At 62.4% G+C, this 19,375-nt stretch carries 17 protein-coding genes; 8 read left to right on the top strand and 9 right to left on the bottom strand.

The annotated features are described in order from the left end of the window. The first annotated feature begins 7 nt into the window (after positions 1-7). Positions 8-763, top strand: a complete 756-nt coding sequence (locus FFM53_RS08315; protein WP_138387993.1) for a crotonase/enoyl-CoA hydratase family protein — start codon at positions 8-10, stop codon at positions 761-763. Positions 764-823: 60 nt separating this feature from the next. Here FFM53_RS08315 and FFM53_RS08310 read toward each other — a convergent pair whose 3' ends face one another. Genes FFM53_RS08310 through FFM53_RS08300 form a run of 3 tightly spaced genes read right to left on the bottom strand, consistent with a single transcriptional unit; the run spans position 824 to position 3,869 of the window. Beyond that, positions 824-1,834: an MBL fold metallo-hydrolase gene (locus FFM53_RS08310; protein WP_138387992.1), complete on the bottom strand. Its 1,011-nt coding sequence runs from the start codon at positions 1,832-1,834 to the stop codon at positions 824-826. A gap of 2 nt (positions 1,835-1,836) precedes the next feature. After that, positions 1,837-3,087 (bottom strand): class I SAM-dependent RNA methyltransferase, encoded by a 1,251-nt coding sequence (locus FFM53_RS08305; RefSeq protein ID WP_138387991.1) that lies wholly within the window; start codon positions 3,085-3,087, stop codon positions 1,837-1,839. Further along, positions 3,084-3,869 carry a TlyA family RNA methyltransferase gene (locus FFM53_RS08300; RefSeq protein ID WP_173883561.1) on the bottom strand — a complete coding sequence of 262 codons (786 nt, stop codon included), beginning with the start codon at positions 3,867-3,869 and terminating at the stop codon, positions 3,084-3,086. The genes FFM53_RS08305 and FFM53_RS08300 overlap by 4 nt, the downstream gene beginning before the upstream one ends. Before the next feature lie 93 nt (positions 3,870-3,962). Between FFM53_RS08300 and FFM53_RS08295 the strand changes: the two genes are divergently transcribed. Both FFM53_RS08295 and FFM53_RS08290 read left to right on the top strand, forming a co-directional pair. Further along, positions 3,963-4,961 carry a DUF4424 domain-containing protein gene (locus tag FFM53_RS08295; RefSeq protein ID WP_138387989.1) on the top strand — a complete coding sequence of 333 codons (999 nt, stop codon included), beginning with the start codon at positions 3,963-3,965 and terminating at the stop codon, positions 4,959-4,961. Between the two features lie 217 nt (positions 4,962-5,178). Further along, positions 5,179-7,113: a methyl-accepting chemotaxis protein gene (locus FFM53_RS08290; RefSeq protein ID WP_138387988.1), complete on the top strand. Its 1,935-nt coding sequence runs from the start codon at positions 5,179-5,181 to the stop codon at positions 7,111-7,113. Between the two features lie 268 nt (positions 7,114-7,381). On the opposite strand, the gene dxs is transcribed toward FFM53_RS08290, so the two are convergent. The 5 genes from dxs to FFM53_RS08265 all read right to left on the bottom strand — a co-directional run bounded on the left by dxs (position 7,382) and on the right by FFM53_RS08265 (position 12,686). Then, positions 7,382-9,298, bottom strand: coding sequence for a 1-deoxy-D-xylulose-5-phosphate synthase (dxs, locus tag FFM53_RS08285; RefSeq protein ID WP_131713769.1), 1,917 nt, complete (start codon positions 9,296-9,298; stop codon positions 7,382-7,384). Between the two features lie 234 nt (positions 9,299-9,532). After that, on the bottom strand, positions 9,533-10,456 hold the full coding sequence (locus tag FFM53_RS08280) for a pirin family protein (RefSeq protein WP_138387987.1): 924 nt from the start codon (positions 10,454-10,456) through the stop codon (positions 9,533-9,535). Positions 10,457-10,643: 187 nt separating this feature from the next. Then, a complete protein-coding gene (locus tag FFM53_RS08275; protein WP_138387986.1) occupies positions 10,644-11,411 on the bottom strand; it encodes an SDR family NAD(P)-dependent oxidoreductase in 768 nt (255 codons plus the stop codon). A gap of 85 nt (positions 11,412-11,496) precedes the next feature. Next, positions 11,497-11,748, bottom strand: a complete 252-nt coding sequence (locus FFM53_RS08270) for an exodeoxyribonuclease VII small subunit (protein ID WP_003545921.1) — start codon at positions 11,746-11,748, stop codon at positions 11,497-11,499. Between the two features lie 2 nt (positions 11,749-11,750). Then, positions 11,751-12,686, bottom strand: a complete 936-nt coding sequence (locus FFM53_RS08265; RefSeq protein WP_128408042.1) for a histone deacetylase family protein — start codon at positions 12,684-12,686, stop codon at positions 11,751-11,753. Between the two features lie 286 nt (positions 12,687-12,972). Here FFM53_RS08265 and FFM53_RS08260 point away from each other — a divergent pair, with 286 nt between their 5' ends. Together FFM53_RS08260 and FFM53_RS08255 are read left to right on the top strand one after the other, a co-directional pair. After that, entirely contained in the window at positions 12,973-13,374 is a 402-nt protein-coding gene (locus FFM53_RS08260) for an acyl-CoA thioesterase (RefSeq protein WP_138387985.1), read from the top strand. A gap of 46 nt (positions 13,375-13,420) precedes the next feature. Next, positions 13,421-13,843 carry a hypothetical protein gene (locus FFM53_RS08255; RefSeq protein ID WP_138387984.1) on the top strand — a complete coding sequence of 141 codons (423 nt, stop codon included), beginning with the start codon at positions 13,421-13,423 and terminating at the stop codon, positions 13,841-13,843. Positions 13,844-13,991: 148 nt separating this feature from the next. Here the strand turns inward: FFM53_RS08255 and FFM53_RS08250 are convergent, their stop codons facing one another. Then, positions 13,992-14,642, bottom strand: coding sequence for a GntR family transcriptional regulator (locus tag FFM53_RS08250; RefSeq protein ID WP_128408039.1), 651 nt, complete (start codon positions 14,640-14,642; stop codon positions 13,992-13,994). Positions 14,643-14,820: 178 nt separating this feature from the next. Between FFM53_RS08250 and FFM53_RS08245 the strand changes: the two genes are divergently transcribed. The 3 genes from FFM53_RS08245 to FFM53_RS08235 all read left to right on the top strand — a co-directional run bounded on the left by FFM53_RS08245 (position 14,821) and on the right by FFM53_RS08235 (position 19,199). Further along, complete coding sequence (locus tag FFM53_RS08245; RefSeq protein WP_138387983.1) at positions 14,821-16,245, top strand: malonyl-CoA decarboxylase; 1,425 nt, start codon at positions 14,821-14,823, stop codon at positions 16,243-16,245. Further along, positions 16,242-17,756, top strand: a complete 1,515-nt coding sequence (locus FFM53_RS08240) for a malonate--CoA ligase (protein ID WP_138387982.1) — start codon at positions 16,242-16,244, stop codon at positions 17,754-17,756. The genes FFM53_RS08245 and FFM53_RS08240 overlap by 4 nt, the downstream gene beginning before the upstream one ends. A 96-nt stretch (positions 17,757-17,852) precedes the next feature. After that, a complete protein-coding gene (locus tag FFM53_RS08235) occupies positions 17,853-19,199 on the top strand; it encodes an SLC13 family permease (RefSeq protein ID WP_138387981.1) in 1,347 nt (448 codons plus the stop codon). The last annotated feature ends 176 nt before the right edge of the window (positions 19,200-19,375 follow it).

The raw sequence follows: 19,375 nt of genomic DNA, 5'->3' as shown, positions 1-19,375 counted from the left end.
AGACCTTATGACCGATCACATCATCGTCGAGCAGCCTTCCGCCCATCCCGGCGTCCAGTCTATCCGCTTCAATCGGCCGGAGAAGAAGAACGCCATCACCCGCGCCATGTATCGCACCATGGCCGATGCGCTGAATGCGGCCAACACAAATCCCGGCATCCGCGCCACCGCTTTGCTCGGCACCGAAGGCTGCTTCTCGGCCGGCAACGACCTGAACGATTTTCTGGCTGCCGCAATGGGCGGCCGCGGCCTGGAGCAGGAGATCCTCGATTTCCTCTATGCGCTGGTGAATGCCGAAAAACCCGTCGTCTCGGGCGTCGACGGCCTTGCGGTCGGCATCGGCACGACGATCCATCTGCATTGCGACCTGACCATCGCCTCCAGCCGCAGCCAGTTCCGCACACCCTTCGTCGATCTGGCGCTGGTGCCGGAGGCCGGTTCCAGCCTCGTCGCGCCGCGCCTGATGGGGCATCAGCGCGCCTTCGCCCTGCTGGCGGCCGGCGAAGCATTCTCGGCCGAGGAAGCGAAGGAAGCCGGCCTGGTCTGGAAGGTCGTCGAGCCAGGCGAGGTCGATTCACTGACGCTTGGCCTGGCTGCAAAGCTCGCCACCAAGCCGCCGGAGGCGCTGCGCATCGCCCGCGATCTCATTCGTGGCGATCGTGGCGAGATCATCGCCCGCATCGACGAGGAGGCCCGCTATTTCTCCGCGCGGCTGAAAAGTGCCGAGGCCCGGGCGGCCTTCGAAGCCTTCATGCGTCGCTGAGCGCCGCCTGGCATCGCTTCGCGGCGATCGACACCAACACCGGGAGCAAACGGATAGCGATTAGACAGCTGGCACATTAAATACCTCGCCGGCCCTGAGCGGCCGGAACCGTTCCGGGGGAATATCATGCTCGCTCATTGCGTCTTGCAACGCTCTTGCCGGCGCGTCGACCGCTTCATTTGTCAGTTGGAACGTGGCGAAGTGATGCCCGGCCACATAGGCCGCATTTGCCAACTTCATCCCGATCACCGCTTCCTGTGGATTCTGGTGCTGCCCTTTCATGAACCAGCGCGGCTCATAGGCACCGAAGGGTAAAATGGCCAAGCGAAAGCCGCCATGCTTCTGCTGTGCCGCTTTGTAATTGATGCCGTTGTGAAAGCCCGTATCTCCGACGTGGTAAATTTTTCCGGCTGGAGTCGACAAAACGAACGACGCCCAGAGTGCCATCCGGCGATCGGCGGTTCCGCGGGCGGACCAATGGTGTGCAGGCTCCGCATCAATGCTTATTCCGGCGTGCGAAATGTGCTGGCCCCAGTCCATCGATGTCGTCTGTATATCGGGCACGGCACGGCGAATGATCGTGTCATTGCCGAGTGGCGTCACGACACGCGGCCGATGCTTCGCACCCAACCGCCTGAGCGTTGCGATATCGAGATGATCATAATGATTGTGCGACACCAGCACGAGATCAATCGGGGGCAAATCATCGAACGCGATACCCGGTGGGACGACGCGCCTGGGTCCGGCAAAAGCGAGGGGACTCGCGCGCTCTGACCATACCGGGTCGGTGAGGATATTGAGCCCAGCGACCTGCACGAGCATTGTTGCATGACCAACCATGGTCACCCTTAGATCCGCGCCGTCTACACATCGATCCGGCTTGGCCGCCGGGTATGGACTTGGGACCGACTGAGGCCAGCGCTCACGGCCACCGCCGAATTGCCACCGCAGCAGATCGCGGAAGCCAAGGGGCTCAATACCTTCGGGATTGAAGAAATGTGTGCCGTCGAAGTGATCGGACACTGGGCCGTTATAGTATGGGTTGCGTCTTTTCGTCTTTCCGACAGGCACGCCTATTTCTCCAGCGTCGCCACCACCTCGACATGCGAGGTCCAGAGGAACTGGTCGATCGGCGTCACTTGCGTGATCCGGTAGCCGCCCTCGACGAGGATCGCCAGGTCCCGCGCCAGCGTCAGCGGATTGCAGCTAACGGCCACGATCTTCTTCACACCTGAGCGGGCAAGCTCCTGGCACTGGAACTCGGCACCGGCGCGCGGCGGATCGAAGACGACGACGTCATAGGGCTTGAACTCCTGCGTCATCAGCGGGCGGCGGAAGAGATCGCGCTTTTCGACGGTGACCGGTTTCAGCCCCTGTGTGTTGCGGGCGGCATGATCGAGAGCTGCGAGCGCCTTTGCTTCGGCTTCGACGGCGTGCACGCGGCCGATCCGCGCCAGCCGCAGCGAAAACGTGCCGGAGCCGGCAAAGAGATCGGCGATCCGCTTCGACTTGCCGGCATGAGCCGTGACCAGCTCCGCCATCGCCTGTTCCGCCGGCTTGGTCGCCTGGGTAAAGCCGCCCGGCGGTGGTGAAACCTGGACGCCGCCGAATTCGACCATCGGCTTAGACGGCTCGACGAGGATTTCGCCGTTCAGCGAAACACGGGCGATGCCGCGCAGGCTGAGCGCGGTCTCGATTGCCTTGCGCCGCTGCGGGTCGGAGAGTTTCTTCACGTCGTCGACGGAGATGTCGAGGCCGGAAAGCGTTTCGAGGACGGCGACGCGGAAGGGTTCGGCGCTGGTCGCCAGCGAAGCAGCAATCGCCCTGATCGCCGGCAGCCGGGCAATGATCCCTGCCGACGAGATCGGACATTCCTCGATGGCGACGATATGGTGGCTTTCGGCCTGGTTGAAACCGATCAGCATGTCCCTCTCGGTCTTGCGTGCCGCAAAGACGACACGCCGGCGTTCGCCCGGCCGGGCCGGAACGATCTCGCCGACCTCCGGCGTCAGCCCCTTGGATTTCAGCGCGTCGATGACCAGCTGGCGCTTGAAGGCGCGGTAGGGCGCATCTGCCATATGCTGCAGCGTGCAGCCGCCGCAGGTGCCGTTGACGCCATCCGGGCCGAAATGCCGGCAGGGCGGCTCCTGCCGGTCGGGCGAGGGTGTCGTGATCGACATGATCGTGCCCTGGCTCTTGACGCGGGCAATCGCCACGGTTTCGCCGGGCAGGGAAAAGGGCACATAGACAGGCCCGCCGGCGCTGCTGGCGATGCCGTCGCCCTGGGCGCCGAGCTTCTCGATCGTGACGGTTTCGGTGCTCACGGCTTCAATCCTGCCAGAAGGAATTCCTGATTGCCGTCGCCGCCGGAAATCGGGGAGGGGATGAGGCCAAGGCTTTTCCAGCCCATGTCCTCGACGAACCAGCGCGCCAGTTCTGCAGCAACGGCGGGAGCAGACGAGGGGTCCTTCAGCATCCCGCCCTTGCCGATCGCCTCGCGCCCGGCCTCGAACTGCGGCTTGACCAGCAGCACGGCGACAGCGCCGGGTCCCGCGATCTCAAGGGCCGGCGCGAGCGCCAGTCTCAGCGTGATGAAGGAGACGTCGGAAACGATGAAGGTGGCGGGATGGCCGATATCCTCTGCCGTCAGGTTGCGGGCGTTGAGGCCCTCTCTGTTGGTCACCCGCGGATCGCCTGATATGCGCGGATGCATCTGCCCATGGCCGACATCGATCGCGGTGACATGCGCGGCACCGCGCTGCAGCAGCACCTCGGTGAAGCCGCCGGTGGAAGCACCGACATCAAGACAGTGATGGCCGGCGGGATCGAGCCGGAAATGGTCGAGCGCTGCGGCAAGCTTCAGCGCGGCGCGCGAGACATAATCCTGCGCCGGATCGTCGATCTCGATTGCCGCGTCCGCGCTAAACAGCGCGCCGGCCTTCGTGACCACCTGGCCGCCGATCCTGACGGTGCCGCGCTGCACGGCGTCGCGGGCGCGTGAACGGCTGGCAAAGAGGCCAAGAGAGACGAGAAGCTGGTCGAGACGTTGGGTGTTTTGATCTGACATCGGCTGTGCATGACCGGCAAAGCCGCCGGTTGCAAGCATTTTGTTCCCAAGACCGTCATTGACCCTCAAAAGCTTTCGGCGATAATCCTGCCGCGGCGATCGCGGGGCGTGCCGCAGACACGGGGGTGTTCCATGCTGAAGCTCTTCACTCTTCTTGTCGCGGCGGGAATCGCATCGCCCGCGCTCGCGAACGACACTATGGCCGAGGTCAAGACCGGCGGGCTGATCTTTGCCCAATCCGACGATGTCAGCATGGCGGAAGAGGATCTCTTCATCTCCGCTTCGGAAGTGCGTGTCGACTACGTCTTCGAGAACAGCTCCGACAAGGATGTCGAAAGCCTGGTCGCCTTTCCGATGCCTGACATATCAGGTCAGGTCGACACCAATTCCGCCATCTCCGATTATGACAGCGACAATTTCCTGCATTTTTCCACCCAGCAGGACGGCAGTCCGATCACCGCCAAGCTGCAGCAGCGCGTCGTCTCGCTCGGCATCGATGTGACCGAGGAGTTCGCCAAGCAGGGCATTCCCGTCCTGCCCTACAGCCAGAAGACGACCGAGGCGCTTGCCAAGCTTCCCGAAACCGTCCGCAAGGACTGGATCGCCCGCGGCCTCGTCTATCCCATGGGCGCAGGCGATGCCGCCGGGGTCGACCTCGTGCCGCTGTGGACGCTGCGCTCGACCTATTGGTGGCGCACCACCTTTCCGGCAAAGAAAAAGGTCAGCGTCGAGCATCGCTACAAGCCGGCCGTCGGCGGCACCGTCGCCATCAGCTTTCTCGAAGGTGGTGAGCCGAAGGGGGAGCGCTTCGAGGAATATTCCCGCAAATACTGCCTCGACGGAGATTTCGTCAGGGTTGCCCAGCAGCGTGCGCGGGAAGCCGAGGCCGGAGGCGCCAACTATACCGAAAGCTGGATCTCCTATGTGCTGTCGACCGGCGCCAACTGGGCGGGACCGATCAAGCGCTTCCAGCTGACGATCGACAAGGGCAAGCCCGGCAGCCTCATCAGCTTCTGCGGCAGCAATGTTCAGAAGATCGGTCCGACGACCTTCCGGATGACGGCCGAGGATTTCGATCCCACAAAGGATTTCGACATCCTGATCCTCAATCCTCCAGAAACGGCACAATAATCCTCAGGCTTGGCCGCTGTTGCGCCGCACAAATTTAAACAAATTTAAAGCCTGGCCGGATAGGTTCGGCGTGATTGTAGCGGTTCATCCAAGCCGCTCGGCGCCATGACGGCGCAAGCGTTTCCACGCCGATCATGTTCTCAGCTTCAAACATCCCGGCGGTTGCGTCTCGTGCGACCTGCCTCGCCGCGTCGACTGTCGTCAGGAGAAATCACCGATGTCCGCCAAAAACATATCCTTGAACGGTAAGCTTGCGGCCACGTTCGCAGCCCTCATTCTCATTTTCGTCGCCGTTTCCGCTTTCGTCTATTCCAAGGCGACGGCGTCTGCGGCCGCGTCTGCCGAGCAGGAAAAGTCCGAGCTGCTCGTCAACCAGATCGACGATGCGCTGCAGGCGATGCTCGAGCAGGCCGTCAACCTGCGCGGCTTCATCCTCTTCCGCAGCGACAGCACCTATGGCGATGTCTTCGCCAACCGCGAGCGCATGCTGAAGGCGATTGCCGCCGCCAAGCAGACGGCGGCCGGCGAGCCGCAGCTGGTCGAAATGATCGACGGCATGCAGAAGGCCGCCGATCTCTATTTCCATGAACTTGCCGAGCCGCAGACCAAGGCGCGCAAGGAAACCGACATGCCGATCGAAGAGGTCGTCAAGATCGGCGTCAACGCTACCAAGGGCCAGCTCGACGGCTTCCGCCAGGCCTCGGCCAAGATCAAGGCCACCGCGCGTGAAAAGTCGAATGCGCTGGCCGCGATCCGGGCCGATGCCAACAGCGATCTGAAGATGACGCTGCTTGCCGGCGGCATCGTCGCCTCGCTTGCCGCCGCCATGCTTGCCTGGCTGATGTCGCGCATCATCGTCCGCCCGGTCGTCGGCATGACGAGCGCCATGGACCGCCTCGCCGGCGGTCAGAACGACATCGAGGTTCCGGCAGTCGAGCGCGGCGACGAAATCGGCCGCATGGCTCAGTCCGTCCTGGTCTTCAAGCAGGCGGCGATCGAGAAGCTGCGTCTTGCCGGCGAGACCGACCGCATGCGCGACGATGCCGAGCGCCAGCGCCGGGCAGGCGACGAGCAGAAGGCGCGCGAGGAAGGCGAGATCCGCCATGCCATCGACGCTTTGGCGGGCGGTCTTGCCGAGCTTGCCAATGGCGATATGGCCGGTCGTCTCCAGACGCCGTTCGCCTCGCAATATGACAGCCTGCGCAATGACTTCAACCATGCCGTCGAAAAGCTGCAGGCAGCATTGCAATCGGTCGGCCGCAATGCCTCGGCGATCAATGCTGGTGCCGGCGAAATCCGCTCGGCTGCCGACGATCTTGCCCACCGCACCGAGCAGCAGGCTGCCGCCGTCGAACAGACCGCTGCAGCGCTTGAGGAAGTGACGACGACCGTCCGCGACAGCGCCAAGCGCGCCGAGGATGTCGGCAATCTCGTCGAGCGCGCCCGCCTCGGCGCCGAAAAGTCAGGCGAAGTCGTCCGCAAGGCCGTCTCCGCCATGCAGCAGATCGAGAAGTCCTCGGGTGAAATCTCCAACATCATCGGCGTCATCGACGACATCGCCTTCCAGACCAATCTCTTGGCTCTGAACGCCGGCGTCGAAGCCGCCCGCGCCGGCGATGCCGGCAAGGGCTTTGCGGTCGTCGCCCAGGAAGTGCGCGAGCTCGCCCAACGCTCGGCCAAGGCGGCCAAGGAGATCAAGGCGCTGATCACCACCTCGGGCGAACAAGTCGTTGCCGGCGTCGGCCTCGTCGGCGAGACCGGCAAGGCGCTGGAGGTCATCGTCTCCGAGGTGCAGGAGATCAACCACCACGTCAGCGCCATCGTCACCGCCACGCGCGAACAGTCGATCGGCCTGCAGGAGATCAACACCGCCGTCAACAACATGGACCAGGGCACGCAGCAGAACGCTGCCATGGTCGAGGAGCAGACCGCGGCCAGCCATGCGCTCGCCCAGGAGGCAAACGCCCTCGAAGAACTGCTGCGCCAGTTCAAGCTCGGCCAGGTGGCCCCGGCGCCGCGCGCAAGCGTTGCCGGCACCAACGCCCGCCCGGTCGCCTCCCCGGCCCACGCTTTGACCCGCACCGTCGCCAAGGCTTTCGGCGGAAGACAGGCGAGTGCTGCGGCCGTGAAGGAAGACTGGACGGAATTCTGAGAGGCAGCCTTCTTAGGGAAGGGACGTTAAATCAAGAGGGCGGTGCAGTGATGCGTCGCCTTTTTTATTGAGAGGACCTGCCGTGCGGCCCCCTCATCCGCCTGCCGGCACCTTCTCCCCGGGGGGAGAAGAGATTCGCGGCGACGTTTCGACTCCCTCTTCTCCCCTCGGGGGTCCGAAGGACGGGTCGAGACCCGTAGCTCGACCCCGGCGGCCGGGTGCCCGTAGGGCGGATGAGGGGGCCACACGGCATGCCCTCACCCTAATCCTATCCCGCAACCCCAACCGCAACACCACGTCCCAGCGCCTTGAACACCGTCGAAACGATGCCGGCGCGGTCGAGGCCGGCGTGGGCGTTCATGGCTTCGGGCTTGGCCTGTTCCATCCAGATGTCGGGCATCACCAGCGAGCGCAGCTTCAGACCGTTGTCGAGCAGGCCTTCGGTGGCGAGGAAATGCATCACATGGCTGCCGAAGCCGCCGATCGAGCCTTCCTCGACGGTGATCACGATCTCATGGTGGCGGGCAAGCTGGCGGATCAGGTCGTGGTCAAGCGGCTTGGCGAAGCGCGCATCGGCGACCGTCGTCGAAAGCCCGGCGGCGTCGAGATCCTCGGCGGCCAGCAGACAATCGGCAAGCCGGGTGCCGAACGAGAGCAGGGCAACCTTGGTGCCTTCCTTGACGATGCGGCCCTTGCCGATCTGCAGGATTTCGCCGCGTGCCGGCATGTCGACGCCGACACCTTCGCCGCGCGGATAGCGGAACGAGATCGGCCCGCCATCATAGGCGACAGCCGTGCGCACCATGTGCTTGAGTTCGGCCTCGTCGGCCGCCGCCATCACCACGAAGCCGGGCAGGGTGGTGAGGAAGGCCGTGTCGAAGGAGCCGGCATGCGTCGGCCCGTCGGCGCCGACGAAGCCGGCACGGTCGATCGGGAAACGCACCGGCAGTCCCTGGATCGCCACGTCGTGCACGACCTGGTCGTAGGCGCGCTGCAGGAAGGTGGAATAGAGGGCGGCGAATGGCTTGTAGCCTTCTGCGGCAAGGCCGGCGGCGAAGGTCACGGCATGCTGTTCGGCAATACCGACGTCGAAACAGCGCGACGGAAAGGCTTCGGCGAGCTTGTCGAGGCCGGTACCATTCGGCATGGCGGCGGTGATGCCGACGATCTTGTCGTCGAGTGTGGCTTCCTGCACCAGCGCTTCGGCAAAGACGCTGGTATAGCTCGGCGCATTCGGCTTGACCCTTGCCTGGGCCCCGGTGATGACGTCGAACTTGTTGACGCCGTGATATTTGTCGGCTGCGGCTTCCGCCGGCGGATAGCCCTTGCCCTTCTGGGTGACGACATGGATCAGCACCGGCCCGCGCCCATTGTCGCGCACGTTGCGCAACACGGGCAGCAGGTGGTCGAAGGAGTGCCCGTCGATCGGGCCGATATGATAGAAGCCCATCTCCTCGAACATCGTGCCGCCGGTGACATAGCCGCGCGCATGCTCGACGGCGCGAGTGATCGCCCGGTCGATGTTCTTGCCGAGATAGGCCGTCAGCTTCTTGCCGAAGTCACGGAATCCCATATAGGTGCGACCCGAGGCAAGGCGCGCGAGATAGGCGCTCATGGCGCCCGTCGGCGGCGCGATCGACATATCGTTGTCGTTGAGGATGACGATGAGGCGCGCATCGAGTGCGCCGGCATTGTTCAGCGCCTCATAGGCCATGCCGGCCGACATCGCCCCGTCGCCGATGACGGCGATGACGCGGCGGTCTGATTTGTCGAGGTCGGCAGCAATCGCCATGCCGAGGCCGGCCGAGATCGAGGTCGAGGAATGCGCTGCACCGAAGGGATCGTATTCGCTCTCCGCCCGGCGGGTGAAGCCGGACAGCCCGTCTTCCTGGCGCAGCGTCCGGATGCGGTCGCGCCGGCCGGTGAGAATCTTGTGCGGATAACATTGATGGCCGACGTCGAAGATCAGCCGATCATCAGGTGTGTCGAAGACGCTGTGGATGGCGATCGTCAACTCGACGACGCCGAGACCGGCGCCGAGATGGCCGCCGGTGCGCGACACCGCATCGATCATTTCGTCCCGGACTTCGCGGGCAAGCTGCGGCAGGTCGCGATCCTCGAGCTTGCGCAGGTCGGCGGGATAGATGACCTGGTCTAGCAGGGGGGTCTTCGGCAGTTGTGTCACGGGCGGGCGCTCTTTCTTGCTTTTCCTTGTTCCGCTTTATTCGATTAGATTGCGGCAAAACAAGTGCATTTCAGGAACCAAAGGTTTTCACCTTAGAGCATGATGCCGAAAAGTGTGAGCGGTTTTCGGGCAACATCATGCTCCCACTATTAAAGCATGATGCCAAAAAGTGTGAGCGGTTTTCGGCGGATATCACCCTCTATTTCTTCGATCCGGAGCATTCGGATCAGGGGTTCAGCCTTCTGGCAAAGGCACGAATTCCTCTTCGTCACCGGGAACGATATCGAAGCGGCCGGTGCGCCATTCCTCCTTGGCCTGTTCGATCCGCTCCTTCGAGGAGGAAACGAAATTCCACCAGATATAACGTTTCGAATTCAGCGCCGCCCCTCCGAAGAGCATCAGGTGGCAGCCATCGCGGCCGGCTTCCAACGTGATCGCATCGCCCGGCCGGAAGACCAGCAACTGGTCGGCGGCGAAGCGGTCGCCTGATATGACGACCTCGCCAGACAGCACATAGACGGCGCGCTCTTCGTGGCCCGCACCAAAGGGAAATTTGGCGCCCGGCTGCAGGTCGAGATCGACATAGAGCGTGTCAGAGAAAACACCGACCGGCGATGTCATGCCTTCGAACGAGCCGATGACCACGCGCCCGCGTACGCCGGCCGTCTCGATCAGCGGCATGGCGGATTTTTCCGTATGGGCGAAGGAAGGATCGATCTCCTCCTTGTCGTCAGGCAGCGCCAGCCAGGTTTGCAGCCCCGACATCAGCAGCGGATGGCCGCGCAGATTGTCGGGCGTGCGTTCGGAATGCACGATACCGCGGCCGGCCGTCATCAGGTTGATATCGCCGGGACGGATGACCTTTTCGGTGCCGAGGCTGTCGCGATGGCGGATCTCGCCGTCGAACAGATAGGTGACCGTCGACAATCCGATATGTGGATGCGGCTTGACGTCGAGCGCCTCGTCCGGCTTCAGGATCGCCGGCCCCATGCGGTCGAAGAAGATGAACGGCCCGACCAGCCGCCGCTGCCGGCTGGGCAGCGCGCGGCGCACCTGGAAACCGCCGATATCGCTGGTGCGCGGGATGATCAGGTTCTCGATCGCGTCGCAGGCGAAGGTGTCGCCGGGCAGGGGGTCTTTACCGGGAAAGAAGGACATGTCGGATCTCCGATCGCTACAGTGCCGAGCGTCATCGCCCACAGATAGCGCCTGGAGCGCCGCGCGTCCAATCGGACGCGCTAAGGACGCTCCAACACTTGAAAGCGCGCCGCGCGTCCAATCGGACGCGGAAAGGACGCTCAGCCCTGAAAGTGCGCCGCGCGTCCAATCGGACACGCGTCGGGGCTCAGATCGCGGTAAAACCATTGTCGACGAAGAGATGGGCGCCATTGACGAAGCTCGATTCGTCGCTAGCGAGGTAAAGCGCGGCCCGTGCCACGTCTTCCGGTTCGCCGATCCGCCCCTGCTGGGCGGCAATGGCGGCATCCGAAACGTCGACGCCGAGCGCCTGCAGGTCGGCCACCTCGCGCAGGCCATGCGGCGTGCGGATGAAGCCGGGGCAGACGGCGTTGCAGCGGATGTTGCGATCGCGGAATTCCACCGCGATGGCGCGGGCAAACATATGCACCGCCCCCTTGGTCGTGTCGTATAGCACTTCCATCGGCGTGGCGGCGACCGCCGAGATCGACGAGGTGCAGACGATCGACCCGCCGCCGCTCGCAATCATCTTCGGCAGCACCGCCTTGGTCATCAGGAACATCGAGCGCACGTTGACGGCATGCAGCCAGTCCCATTCCTCGACGGTCGTTTCCAGAAAAGGTTTGATGACGATCGTGCCGGCGTGATTGAAGAGCACGGTCACTGCGCCGTAGCGTTCTTCGACGCCTGCGACGGCGGCATTGACGGCGGATTCGTCCGAGACATCGGCCGTCCAGCAGTCGGCCTCGCCGCCGGCATCACGGATCGCTTGGACTGTCTCGGCCGCCGCCTGGCCATTGCGGTCGATGATCGCAACACGCGCGCCTTCCGCTGCAAAAAGCTTCGAGGCGGCACCGCCCATGCCGGTCGCGCCGCCCGAGATAATGGCGACCTTGCCCTTCAATCTGTCCGACATTTCCTTGTCCCCTCATCGTTTTGGATGGGATCATAGATCGGTCCGAAGCCGATAGCCAAGCATCTTCAAAAGGGAGTTTGCTGTCTCAGGCGCCGTCGAGCGGCTCGACGCCCTGCGGCTTGCCGGCGCGGTCGAGCCGGATCTTCTCGATGCGGTTCTCGGCGGCCGAAAGCAGGGTCTCGCAATGTTTCTTCAGCGCTTCACCGCGCTCGTAGATCTCGATCGATTCATCCAGCGCCACATCGCCGCGTTCCAGCCGGGCGACGATGCTTTCGAGTTCGGCAACTGCCTTTTCGAAGGAAAGGCCGGACACCTCCGGCTTGGCGCTGTCAGTCATTCTCAACCCTTCATCATTCTCAGAATATGCATGCCCGCCGATTCGGCGAGTCCCTCGAGATCATAACCGCCTTCGAGCAGGCTGACGACCCGGTTCTTCGCGTACCGGTCCGCGAGTTCCAGCACGCGCCCGGTCGCCCAGTCGAAATCCTCGCCGGTCAGATTGATCTGCGCTAAGGGGTCGCGGTGATGCGCGTCGAAGCCGGCGGAGATGATGATGAGATCCGGCCGGAAATCGTCAAGGGCGGGCAGGACGCGCGATTTGAACGCCTCGCGAAAATGGTCGCTGCCGACATTCGGCGACAGCGGCGCATTGACGATGGTGTTGTGCGTGCCCTTCTCATCCTTGGCGCCGGTGCCGGGATAGAGCGGCATCTGATGGGTCGAGCAGAACAGCACCGAAGGATCGTCCCAGAAGATATCCTGCGTGCCGTTGCCGTGATGCACGTCCCAGTCGACGATGGCGATGCGCTCGGCGCCATGCGTTTTCTGCGCATGCCGGGCGGCGATCGCCGCATTGTTGAAGAAGCAGAAGCCCATCGCCGTCATCTTCTCGGCATGGTGCCCCGGCGGGCGGGCGGCGACGAAGACATTGTCGGCCCGGCCGGTAAAGACGTCGTCCACCGCCGCCATCGCCCCGCCAATGCCGGTCAGCGCCGCCTGCAGGCTCTTGCTGCTGGCATAGGTATCGGCTTCGATCTGGTTGATCTCACCCTCTTCCTCGGGGATCTCCCGCATGACGGCGATCAGATGTTCTTCGGGATGGGCAAGCAACACCGCATCCTCATTCGCCTGCGGCGCCTGGCGGCGCTCCAGCCGCTCGAAATTCGGATGTTCCAGCGCGACGTTGATGGCGCGGATCCTGTCCGATCGCTCCGGATGGCCGGCGGGGGTCACATGTTCCAGGAAGATCGGGTGTTCATAAAGACGGGTGCTCATGAAGACACTCTATCGGTCGCTTATGTCATGTGCCACAGCAGATGGGGCATCGCCTGACGATTTCACAAGCGCTCCTGCCGCGCCCTCCGACCGTTGGCCTACTACACTGTTTCATTTGCGCCGTTTCCGTCGAGCCGGTCCGATGCAGCGGCGCGGCATCTTTTAAGACGTACAAAGGATACTGTAACACTTTGAACTATTGCGTAATTTTATCCTTAAGCCGGTTTCGGTATAAGCAATTATGCAGTAATGTTGTCGTGGGGAACTCAGTAGGGCAGATCTGTTGATGAGTCAGTCGAAACGCCCGGATGTGGCGGAAATACGCGTGCCGTTTCGCGATGTCGATATGAACGGCCAGATGTTTCTGGCCTCCTATATTTCCTATGCCGAATCCGTCCTGGCGGGCTTCTGGTCGTCGCGGCCCGATGTCGATGACGAACCCGTCTATAGCCCCAGCAAGGTTTCCTGCATGCTCCACCGTCCACTGCACTATGACGAGCCGGCAACCTTCACCGCCACCATCGACAAGATCGGCATGCATTCCATCGGCTTCCTCATTTCGATCGACACCGGGGAGGAGCGTGCCGCCGAGGTCGAGATCATCTGGCAGGCCCGCACCCGCGAGGACCAGTCGCCGGCTTCGCTGCCGGAGGAAACGCGCGACTGGCTTTATCGCTTTTTGGATTAGGGTGCCGTGCGGTTTGTTCCGGCCAATCTTAGAGAGGAGCCGTTCGGTGACGCGACTTTCAATGCTCGCCACTGGCCTGTTGCTTGTGTCCGTCAGCGCCGCTTGGAGTGATGATGAGCCTCCCCGTCCCTATCAAGGTCCTCTTTTCTTCAACGGCGAGGGTTACGTCAGCACGCGCTTTATAAGCGCAATCGCACCGCTAGGTGACGGTTCTCCCATCTATGCGGGTGCCAAGCCGGGGGGCGGAAAGGTACTCGCAGTGCTGCACTCAGAGCCTGGTCCAGGAGTTCGTGCCGTTCATGTCGTTCCGAATGAAGACATCGTGGTAGTGGTGATCGCGCCGAAGCGCACCGGTCTTATAGGATGGAAGGGCTGGATCAGATTTACGGTTGTGACCGAACGCTTTCCGGACGGAAACGAGGTCTCTCGGACGTTTCCAGCCTTCCTCGAGAAAGTCGACAGCAAGTAAGCCGATTTTGGAGTTGCTCCCGGTCTGATCTCTGAAGCGACTGGATGAGCCAGAATCCGCGCAAAGCTAAATAAGGGATCGTGCAGCGGTCTTAATCTCCGTCACGGACAGCAAATCAACGCGATCCTGCTTATGTCACGCGGTCCAATCATCTGGCCGCCATGCTCGCGACCAGATCGCTGAACCTCTCGCCCTGAATGCCGACATGCGTCCGCAGCAGCCGGCGGGCCTCGTCTCCATCTCCGGCAAAGATCGCATCGACGATGGCGCAATGTTCTGAGAAGGACGTCGACAGGCGGTTGCGCACGCGCAGCTGGAGGCGGCGATAAGGCCGCAGGCGGCGGTGCAATTGCACACATTGCTCCTCAAGGAAATCGCTTCGGCCGGCTGCATAGATGGCCTTATGGAATTCCTCATTGTCGTAATAATAGGCGTCGCTGTCGCCGGCCGCAGCTGATTGCTCGCAGCGGCTGTGGGTGGCCGTGATCGCTTCCCGGGAGGCCTTGTCCAGCCGTCGTGCGGCGAGCGATCCGGCCAGGCCCTCCAATTCGGCCATAACCTCGAACATTTCATAGACGCGGTGCGGCCCCGGATCGATGACGATGGCGCCTCTACGCGGTCGAATTTCGATGAGGCCGATCGCATCAAGCTGCATCAGCGCCTCGCGCACCGGCGTGCGGGAGACACCGAAACGCGTCGCAAGCACCATTTCGTCGAGCCGCTCACCGGGGGAGAACTCGTTGGAAAGAATTGAGTTTTCAATCTCATCACGAAGCCATCGGCCGACATTCTCGGACATTCGTCTCACTTCCTTCATACATAAACGCAATTCTTGTATACACGATCATTGATCTAGTGTACGAAGAATGGCATTCTACATACTACCGGTGAAACCCGACAATGGGAAGCAGCCGTCAAAGCAGCCCGCGAAACCAGCCGGCCCAACAGAAGAGACCAGCGAAAGAGAGGAGAATGGCATGTCTGAGGCTTCCTTCTTCACCGACATGCTGCAGAGCATCACCGATCGCGGACGCCAGCTTCTGTTTTCCGGCTCGCGCGCCACGCAGGTCGCAGCCAAGGCCGATCTCCAGACACTCTGTGAAATGCTGCTGTCGAGCCGGGGCGAAGCCTCGGGCATGGCGCTTGCGGCCGAGATCCTCGATCGCTGGGGGGCGCTCGACAGCGAAGGCGCGCAGGCATTCCTCGATATGCTGCATGAAAAGTTCGGACCCGACACGGCCAGGCTCGACCAGGCGATCGAAAACTACCGCACCGATAAAAGCTCTGCCGCGGTCATTGCTCTCCACCAGGCAGCCGAGCCGCGGCGACAGGAGCTTCTGCGCCGATTGAACCACGCGCCGAACGGCACCGCCAAGCTTGTCCGGATGCGTGAGCAGCTGCTGGCTTCCAAAGACCAATCCGCAGGATATCACGCGCTTGACGCCGACTTCACGCATCTGTTCGGCTCCTGGTTCAATCGCGGCTTTCTGACGCTGCGGCCCATCGACTGGTCGACACCGGCCTACATCCTTGAAAAGATCATCAAATACGAGGCCGTGCACGAGATCGCCGGCTGGGAGGAGTTGCGCCGTCGTTTGGCACCGGCCGACCGCCGATGCTTTGCCTTCTTCCACCCCCGGCTGGTTGACGAGCCGCTGGTGTTCGTCGAGGTGGCGCTGACACGATCGGTGCCGAGCGCGATCGGCGATGTGCTGGTCGAGGGGAGGGAGCAGATCAATGCCGACGAGGCGACGACGGCTGTCTTCTATTCGATCTCCAACTGCCAGGATGGTTTGCGGGGAATCTCGTTCGGCAACTTCCTGATCAAGCAGGTTGTGGAAGACCTGCGCAGAGACCTGCCCGGCCTCAAGAATTTCGTCACGCTGTCGCCCGTTCCAGGCTTTGCCCGTTGGCTTGCCAAGGCGCGTGCCTCTGCCACCGACCAGTTGTTGCCGGAAGCGGCCCGCGAAACGCTGATGCAGCTGGATGATCCGAGTTGGCCTGACAACGAGAAGATGGCGGCCGAAGTCGAGCGCGTGCTGCTGCCTCTTGCCGCGCGCTATTTCCTGACCGAACGGACGCCGGAGGGCCGCCCCATTGATCCTGTCGCCCGCTTCCATCTCGGCAACGGCGCTCGACTGGAAAGACTGAATTTTCTTGGCGACCGCTCGACCAAGGCGATGCAGCAGGCACACGGCCTGATGGTCAACTACCTCTACAAGCTCGACGATATCGTGGCCAACCACGAGGCCCTGGCGCAGCGCGGCGAAGTGATTGCCTCGCCTGCCGTCAAGAGCTTGCTCAACCAGAACGACGAAAGCCGCCGCGGCGGCAATGGCCAGCAAGGCTCCCGGCCATTCGCACAGATAATGAACTCAACGCTTGGAGGAGGGCGAAAGTGAGCAACCATCTTTTCGACGCCATGCGGACGGCTGCGCCCGGTGACGCACCGTTCATCCGGATCGATCGTAATCGCGCATGGACCTATGATGATGCGCTTGCTCTTTCCGGCCGCATTGCCGGCGCGATGGACACGCTCGGCATTCGCCCCGGCGACCGGGTGGCAGTGCAGGTCGAGAAAAGTACCGAGGCATTGATCCTCTATCTCGCCTGTCTTCGAAGCGGTGCCGTCTACCTGCCGCTCAACACTGCCTATACGCTGGCTGAACTCGACTATTTTATCGGCGATGCGGAGCCGCGTTTGGTGGTGGTTGCGCCGGCCGCTCGAGGCGGCGTGGAGACAATCGCCAAGCGCCACGGCGCCATCGTCGAAACGCTCGACGCCGATGGCAGCGGCTCGTTGCTGGATCTCGCCCGCGATGAGCCGGCCGACTTTGTCGATGCCTCGCGTTCCGCCGATGATCTGGCTGCGATCCTCTACACGTCGGGAACGACGGGACGCTCCAAGGGGGCGATGCTTACCCATGGGAACCTGCTCTCGAACGCCCTGACCTTGCGAGACTATTGGCGCGTCACATCAGGCGATCGGCTGATCCATGCCTTGCCGATTTTCCACACGCATGGGCTGTTCGTCGCCACGAATGTCACACTGCTCGCCGGCGCCTCGATGTTCCTGCTGTCGAAGTTCGACGCCGACGAGGTCGTTTCGCTGATGCCGCAGGCAACGATGCTGATGGGCGTGCCGACCTTCTACGTGCGCCTCCTGCAAAGTCCGCGCCTCGACGAGCAAGCGGTTGCCAGCATCCGCCTGTTCATTTCCGGTTCGGCTCCCCTGCTTGCCGAAACCCATACCGAGTTCCAGGCTCGCACCGGTCACGCCATTCTTGAGCGCTACGGCATGACGGAAACCAATATGAACACGTCGAACCCCTATGAGGGGAAACGCATTGCCGGAACGGTCGGCTTCCCGCTGCCTGATGTGACGGTGCGCGTCACCGATCCCGCCAGCGGGCTCGAGCTGCCGCCTGAAGAAACGGGAATGATCGAGATCAAAGGGCCGAACGTCTTCAAGGGCTATTGGCGCATGCCGGAAAAGACGGCGGCGGAGTTCACTTCAGATGGATTCTTCATCAGCGGCGATCTCGGCAAGATCGACCGGGACGGTTATGTCCACATTGTCGGCCGCGGCAAGGATCTGGTGATTTCCGGTGGATACAACATCTATCCGAAAGAGGTCGAAGGCGAGATCGACCAGATCGAGGGTGTGGTCGAAAGCGCTGTGATCGGCGTGCCGCATCCCGATTTCGGAGAAGGCGTTACCGCCGTCGTCGTGTGCAAGCCCGGCGCCGTCCTCGATGAAAAGACCATCGTCAGCGCCCTCCAGCAACGTCTCGCCCGCTACAAACAACCCAAGCGCATCATCTTTGCCGACGACCTGCCGCGCAACACGATGGGTAAGGTTCAGAAAAACATCCTGCGGCAGCAATACGCCGATCTTTATACCAGGAGGTAAGGCGGCTGCGCCCTCTGGGAGGAGGGTGCGCCGACATCCCGCATCAATCTTGAACACAACAACTACGGCGCTGGAGGCGTCGGAGGGAGGGGAATCATGGGTATTGAACTATTGGCCATAGGCCTGCTGGTCGCCATGTTCATCATTGCGACGATCCAGCCGATCAACATGGGTGCGCTCGCCTTTGCCGGCGCCTTCGTGCTCGGCTCGATGATCATCGGCATGAAATCCAGCGATATTTTTGCCGGCTTTCCGAGTGATCTGTTCCTGACGCTCGTCGCCGTCACCTACCTCTTCGCCATAGCGCAGATCAACGGCACGATCGACTGGCTCGTCGAATGTGCCGTCCGCCTGGTGCGCGGGCGGATCGGCTTGATTCCCTGGGTGATGTTCCTGGTCGCCGCCATCATTACCGGTTTCGGTGCACTTGGGCCTGCTGCCGTGGCCATTCTCGCACCCGTCGCGTTGAGCTTTGCCGTGCAATACCGCATCCACCCGGTCATGATGGGCCTGATGGTGATCCATGGCGCGCAGGCGGGCGGCTTTTCGCCGATCAGCATCTATGGCGGTATCACCAACCAGATCGTTGCGAAGGCCGGCCTGCCTTTCGCGCCGACCTCGCTGTTTCTCTCCAGCTTCTTCTTCAACCTGGCGATCGCGGTGCTGGTCTTCTTCGTTTTCGGCGGCGCCAGGGTGATGAAGCAGGCACCCACATCATTTGGCCCCTTGCCCGAACTCCATCCCGAGGGCGTATCGGAGTCGATCAGAGGTCACGGCGGCACGCCGGCAAAACCGATCAGGGAGCATGCCTACGGTACGGCGGCTGATACCGCGACGACGTTGCGCCTGAACAATGAGAGAATTACCACCTTGATCGGCCTGACGGCGCTCGGCATCGGTGCCCTGGTTTTCAAGTTCAATGTCGGCCTCGTCGCCATGACCGTGGCTGTCGCCCTGGCGTTGCTGTCACCGAAGACCCAGAAGGCGGCGATCGACAAGGTCAGCTGGTCGACCGTGCTGCTGATATCAGGCATCATCACCTATGTCGGCGTCATGGAGAAGGCCGGGACTGTCGACTACGTGGCGAACGGCATATCCAGTCTCGGCATGCCGCTGTTGGTAGCACTCCTGCTTTGCTTTACCGGCGCCATCGTCTCGGCCTTTGCCTCCTCGACCGCGCTGCTCGGCGCGATCATCCCGCTCGCCGTTCCATTCCTCCTGCAAGGACATGTCAGCGCCATCGGCGTGGTCGCGGCGATCGCGATCTCGACGACGATCGTCGATACCAGCCCATTCTCCACCAATGGCGCGCTAGTCGTCGCCAATGCACCGGATGACAGCCGTGAGCAGGTGCTGCGACAGTTGCTGATCTACAGCGCCCTGATCGCGATCATCGGCCCGATCGTCGCCTGGTTGGTGTTCGTCGTGCCCGGGCTGGTGTGACGGGCTGGCAACGAGCGCGCTTGTTCGAAGCCGCCCTTGATGGTAAGAAATTTGTATGGACAACACCGTGATCAGCACTGTCGTGATGATGATGCCGCGCTCATAGCGTGGCGGGTTTCGTGCGTCCATAATGCACCAGAGACCGCCCTCGAGGCGGTCTTTTCATGGGTCGATCC

This window comes from Rhizobium indicum (genome assembly GCF_005862305.2).
Taxonomy (GTDB): domain Bacteria; phylum Pseudomonadota; class Alphaproteobacteria; order Rhizobiales; family Rhizobiaceae; genus Rhizobium; species Rhizobium indicum.
Note: the sequence above shows the minus strand (reverse complement) of the source record. Positions and strands in the feature narration are given on the sequence as shown.

What these genes read in the sequence shown, in the direction of transcription:
- FFM53_RS08315 (WP_138387993.1), top strand. Translation starts at nt 8, where the DNA reads ATGACCGATCACATCATCGTCGAGCAGCCTTCCGCCCATCCCGGCGTC.
- FFM53_RS08300 (WP_173883561.1), bottom strand. Translation starts at nt 3,869, where the DNA reads ATGCTTGCAACCGGCGGCTTTGCCGGTCATGCACAGCCGATGTCAGAT.
- FFM53_RS08295 (WP_138387989.1), top strand. Translation starts at nt 3,963, where the DNA reads ATGCTGAAGCTCTTCACTCTTCTTGTCGCGGCGGGAATCGCATCGCCC.
- FFM53_RS08290 (WP_138387988.1), top strand. Translation starts at nt 5,179, where the DNA reads ATGTCCGCCAAAAACATATCCTTGAACGGTAAGCTTGCGGCCACGTTC.
- FFM53_RS08280 (WP_138387987.1), bottom strand. Translation starts at nt 10,456, where the DNA reads ATGTCCTTCTTTCCCGGTAAAGACCCCCTGCCCGGCGACACCTTCGCC.
- FFM53_RS08275 (WP_138387986.1), bottom strand. Translation starts at nt 11,411, where the DNA reads ATGTCGGACAGATTGAAGGGCAAGGTCGCCATTATCTCGGGCGGCGCG.
- FFM53_RS08270 (WP_003545921.1), bottom strand. Translation starts at nt 11,748, where the DNA reads ATGACTGACAGCGCCAAGCCGGAGGTGTCCGGCCTTTCCTTCGAAAAG.
- FFM53_RS08265 (WP_128408042.1), bottom strand. Translation starts at nt 12,686, where the DNA reads ATGAGCACCCGTCTTTATGAACACCCGATCTTCCTGGAACATGTGACC.
- FFM53_RS08260 (WP_138387985.1), top strand. Translation starts at nt 12,973, where the DNA reads ATGAGTCAGTCGAAACGCCCGGATGTGGCGGAAATACGCGTGCCGTTT.
- FFM53_RS08250 (WP_128408039.1), bottom strand. Translation starts at nt 14,642, where the DNA reads ATGTCCGAGAATGTCGGCCGATGGCTTCGTGATGAGATTGAAAACTCA.
- FFM53_RS08245 (WP_138387983.1), top strand. Translation starts at nt 14,821, where the DNA reads ATGTCTGAGGCTTCCTTCTTCACCGACATGCTGCAGAGCATCACCGAT.
- FFM53_RS08235 (WP_138387981.1), top strand. Translation starts at nt 17,853, where the DNA reads ATGGGTATTGAACTATTGGCCATAGGCCTGCTGGTCGCCATGTTCATC.